Raw genomic sequence first — 4196 nt, forward strand, 5'->3', positions numbered from 1 at the left:
TGTAATGTTCCAGATTGCATTGTGCTGTGGAAGGTTTGCTGATTTTTCTAATTGTCCGATACCTGATAAGTAGATGATACTTTTTATCAATACACTATTTTACTACTTTGTCAATGCGTAAGTCCTAAATTACTAAATTAGTTGAGAAAGGAAAAGGTGAATGGGGTTGGTATGAATTAGGGAATGCGCTTTCCCGTCAAGATGTTCCGAGAGAACCTGATATGATGGAGGTTTTAAAAAATCTTGCCCATTGGGGGTTAGTCAACCGTTATGTAGAAAAAGATTCACCACGCGATCGCTGGGAATTAACGTTAGAAGGAATTACAGTATTAAAAATGTTATTCTTAGGTCGTGCTTTGCGATCGCTATAGATACGAAATGGGTTCTATAAATACTCCATTCCATTAATATCATCAATGCTGGAAGTTTCATCTTTGATTGTTTCACCCTATCTCATTAATCCAATGTTGAATAACATTGAGTAAATTTGGTTGATTGGGAAAACCTTTTAATGGTGCGTCTAGAGGTTGTTCTGTGATAAAGGCAATGTGTAAGACATCTGTGAGTTTATTGCAGAATTTGATCATTTCTTGATTTGGTTCGCAGTTGTTGATAATTAAAGCTAGGTTTTCGGTTTGTAGATGTTTTTTAATTTGGGGAATTTTGCTTTTTAGTTGAGGTGCGTTGTTTACTTGGGGAATTTCTGGATTTTCGGGACAAGCTGTAAAGTAAATTTGGTTGCAAATTTCTTGAGATATTTCTATGATGTCTGTTTCGTTTTCCAGGGTTTTTAGGTTGAGGGTAAGGGGATATGTTTTTTCTGTGGGTTGGAGTTGGGAAAGGTGGGAATGAATATATGTAAATTGGGTTTCTAGGTTTTGAATTAGGGATGGTTCACCGTGCCAAGCGCGGTAAAATTCAGGATAAGTCATATTTTGGGCGCAATGCCATAGGACTTCATCGAATTTATTATAATGCTTGTTATGTTGAGTATAAATTCTCTGATAAATATGTTCACTAATTCTTTTTACTACTTGTAATAATAAGTCTTTTTTTTGAATATTTTGTATTGCCCTAATAGCATCAAAATCATATTGTTCATCAAAGAATAAATTTAAAAGTATATCTAGTGCATCATTGTTGTCATTAACAATATCACTAAGTATGTGAATTACATCTTGCACAATCCAGCCTAATTTAGGATAAACTTGAAGAATTTTTTCTAAATTGAAAATAATCTTGGGATGAATTGGGTCTATGAAAGCCAATGTTTCTACAGAATCTAAAATTAAATAGAAATGATTAATGGAACATTTATCTATTATATTAGTAATTGTTTTGATAGTAAGTAACTTATTTGAATCTATATTTGCTAAAATCTTTGCTGCTTATAATTTTTTATATTCATTAATTTCGGATTTCATGAAATCCAAAAGTAATTCAATTAATATTGGGCTATTATTACGAATTTTAGCTAAAGTTTTAGATGCTAGAATTTGTATTTCTCCATCTGAATAAGCACAAGACAGATTGATCAATGTCTCAATAGCTGGCTTATTATAAGGATTAATTTCGAGGAGTGTTTCAGCGACTGCAAAAAGAGAAGGAAGATGATGATTATTTTCTAAAATAAATTGTAAAACTTTTAAAACTATATCTCTTTTATCAATAACATTTTGATATAAACTTATAGCAGAATCCCGCCTTAGCCATATATCTTTGCTATTATAGACTAGATTAGTAAGTTCCTTTATTGCTATTGTATTACCAGGATTAATTTTAAGCAAACTATCCGCAGCTTGTCTTTTTACATATTCATCTTGAGTATTTGCTAGAATTTTTTGCAGTGCTTCTATAACGTTTGGATTACCAATACCAATTTCCCCTAAACTCTCGCAAGCTATTCTACAGGTTTCATTATCCTTAGAAATTAAAATAATTTTTACTAAAGCTTCAATAGATTTTATATTACCAAATCCTATTCTACCTAGAGATTGACAAGCTCTTTGGATAGTTGTTTGATGTGTTGCTTTGAATAATATTTTGATAATTAAGTCAATTACTTTTGCGTCTGTTTTAGCAATTTCTTCTAAATAAAAGCTAATCACGTAGTCAAAAGGATGATTATAAATAATTTCTTCCAAAACATTAATGGCTAGTATATCTCCAGGATTTATTTTCCATAAGATATTTGCTGCTTTTATACGTAATTCTTCATCAGAAATAAAATTAATAACTTTTTGTAACCACGCAATAATTTCTTGATTACCAATACCTATTTTTCCCAAACTTTCTAAGTTATCTCTTAAACAATCGTTAAGTTTATATTTTATGTGTTGTAATTTATCTATATCTAAATTCTGTGAGTTAATATCCGAACTGATACACAATTCTTCTATATAAATAGTCATAGATATTATTGAATGAGCAGTTTCTAACAATCTTATAATTGCTCTTTCACTACCAATACCAATTTCTCCGAGACTGCATATAACTTTATTATTGAAGAATATATGTTCATAAGTAAATAGCTTGCTAGGATGTAAAAGTGAAGTAAATATTTCAATTATACTTTCGTTACCAATTCCTACTTCTGTTAAATAATCAATTACTTGTATAGAAATATCTCTATATGCAATAACATATTTTTTTAGGATACTTATTGTAGTTTCATTATGAATTAATTTCAATGCTAATTTAGATGATTTCTGAATTTCATAAGATAATTCATCTTTCTGATTTTGTTGATTATCTAATTCACCAAAACCCCATTTTATAAGTTTTTGAATCACTTCATGAGTAAATTTAGATTGACTAAATTCGGCAATTGCCGCAGCAGCTAAAAAATAACATTTAAATCCATAAAAATTTTCACTACCACAACCATCGTTAAATGTAATTAAGGAATGGATAAACTCTTCTTTATTTTTTACTTCTATCTCCCTACGTCCAAACCATAATAAAATTACCTCTTTCCATTTTAAATCAAAAATGCGATAAATACAATCTTGATTATTATGTTTAATAAAAGGATTATGATTAGCATTGTTATGATTTAAAAAATCATGCCAATCATCAATAACTAAAGCTGCAAAATATTCCTGAAAATTAGGATGAAAGAAAGCATAAACCTCTCTATCTACCAAATTCAACCAACCTACATCACGAGCTAACTTGAATAACCTCTCAGTCATTACCTCAACTACTAAACTTTTATTCATCCGAAATCTAGCATCGCTGTTAATTCCTTCTAAAGCTAATTTACCTAATGCTTGGTGTAATTCTTTTTGCAATTCAGGAGAATCTCTTAACTCTTGAGTTTCTGGGGTAAATTTCCAATAATAAAAATACTTAGCGTATAAATCAAAAAGTCCTGCTTTAGTTTCTGGTAATTCTCCATGCTTGTCTTGATAAAAAATCTGACATAACAAAGATAACCTCAAAGGATTAGTGACTAATTCACGAATACGCTCTTTTCCTGGTTCTCTTAATTTTGCCTTTAGCTCCTCACCACGCTGTATTTTATCATCATCACATTTAAACCACTTTGCAATAAATTCATCAACTTGTTCAGGGTTAAATTCTTGAGTTTTATAGGTATCAAACCCAGATAAATCATTATAAAGAGGATTTGCATCCCAAACATTTAACCGACAAGTTAAAACTACCCGCGCTTTTCCTAACCAGTCTGTTAATGCTTGAGAAATTTTATTTAATGCTGCTGTTGGTGAAGATTCCCCCATTTCATCAACACCATCTAACAACAACCAAACACCACCTTTATAAAATCGCGTTTTTAGCTGTTCCTCTATTTCTGGAGTAGTATTACATTTCACTGCGTCAGGTAGCCATTTTTTGAGTATATATTTCTCTAATGTCATACCTTGCAAGCTACCGAGAGATATAACAATGGGTAAGTCTTTATTTTCATTTTTGATATATGAAGCAATAGCACTTAATAAAGTGGTTTTACCTGCTCCCGGTTCTCCAACTATAGCAATATGCTTGTTTTTCCCCGCAGGATTTTGATTTATTACCTGTTCCAGAAAATCTTTATGTTCGTAAATTTGGCTCTTGCGTCCCTTTTATGGAGAATTAATACTAAAGTGCCAGTTTAATAAACTACGTAATCTAAAATTACTAAAGTTGCGAAATCCATATCCAAGTCTTTTGATTAATTTGAGTTTATTATTAAT

The 4196-nt window shown here is 30.7% G+C and carries 4 protein-coding genes; 1 reads left to right on the top strand and 3 read right to left on the bottom strand.

Annotated features, from left to right (window positions below):
- Positions 1-221 precede the first annotated feature (221 nt).
- On the top strand, positions 222-371 hold the full coding sequence (locus IQ226_RS25470) for a hypothetical protein (protein ID WP_228039659.1): 150 nt from the start codon (positions 222-224) through the stop codon (positions 369-371).
- A 72-nt stretch (positions 372-443) separates the two neighbouring features.
- On the opposite strand, the gene IQ226_RS24410 is transcribed toward IQ226_RS25470, so the two are convergent.
- The 3 genes from IQ226_RS24410 to IQ226_RS24420 form a co-directional block, all read right to left on the bottom strand.
- Positions 444-1268: a hypothetical protein gene (locus IQ226_RS24410; protein WP_193899698.1), complete on the bottom strand. Its 825-nt coding sequence runs from the start codon at positions 1266-1268 to the stop codon at positions 444-446.
- Between the two features lie 120 nt (positions 1269-1388).
- Positions 1389-4067: a HEAT repeat domain-containing protein gene (locus IQ226_RS24415; protein WP_370567229.1), complete on the bottom strand. Its 2679-nt coding sequence runs from the start codon at positions 4065-4067 to the stop codon at positions 1389-1391.
- 18 nt (positions 4068-4085) lie between these two features.
- The coding region (locus IQ226_RS24420; protein WP_143336292.1) for a transposase at positions 4086-4196 on the bottom strand (111 nt) is incomplete at its 5' end.

Origin of the sequence: Dolichospermum sp. LEGE 00240 (assembly GCF_015207875.1) — a bacterium.
Classification (GTDB): domain Bacteria; phylum Cyanobacteriota; class Cyanobacteriia; order Cyanobacteriales; family Nostocaceae; genus Dolichospermum; species Dolichospermum gracile.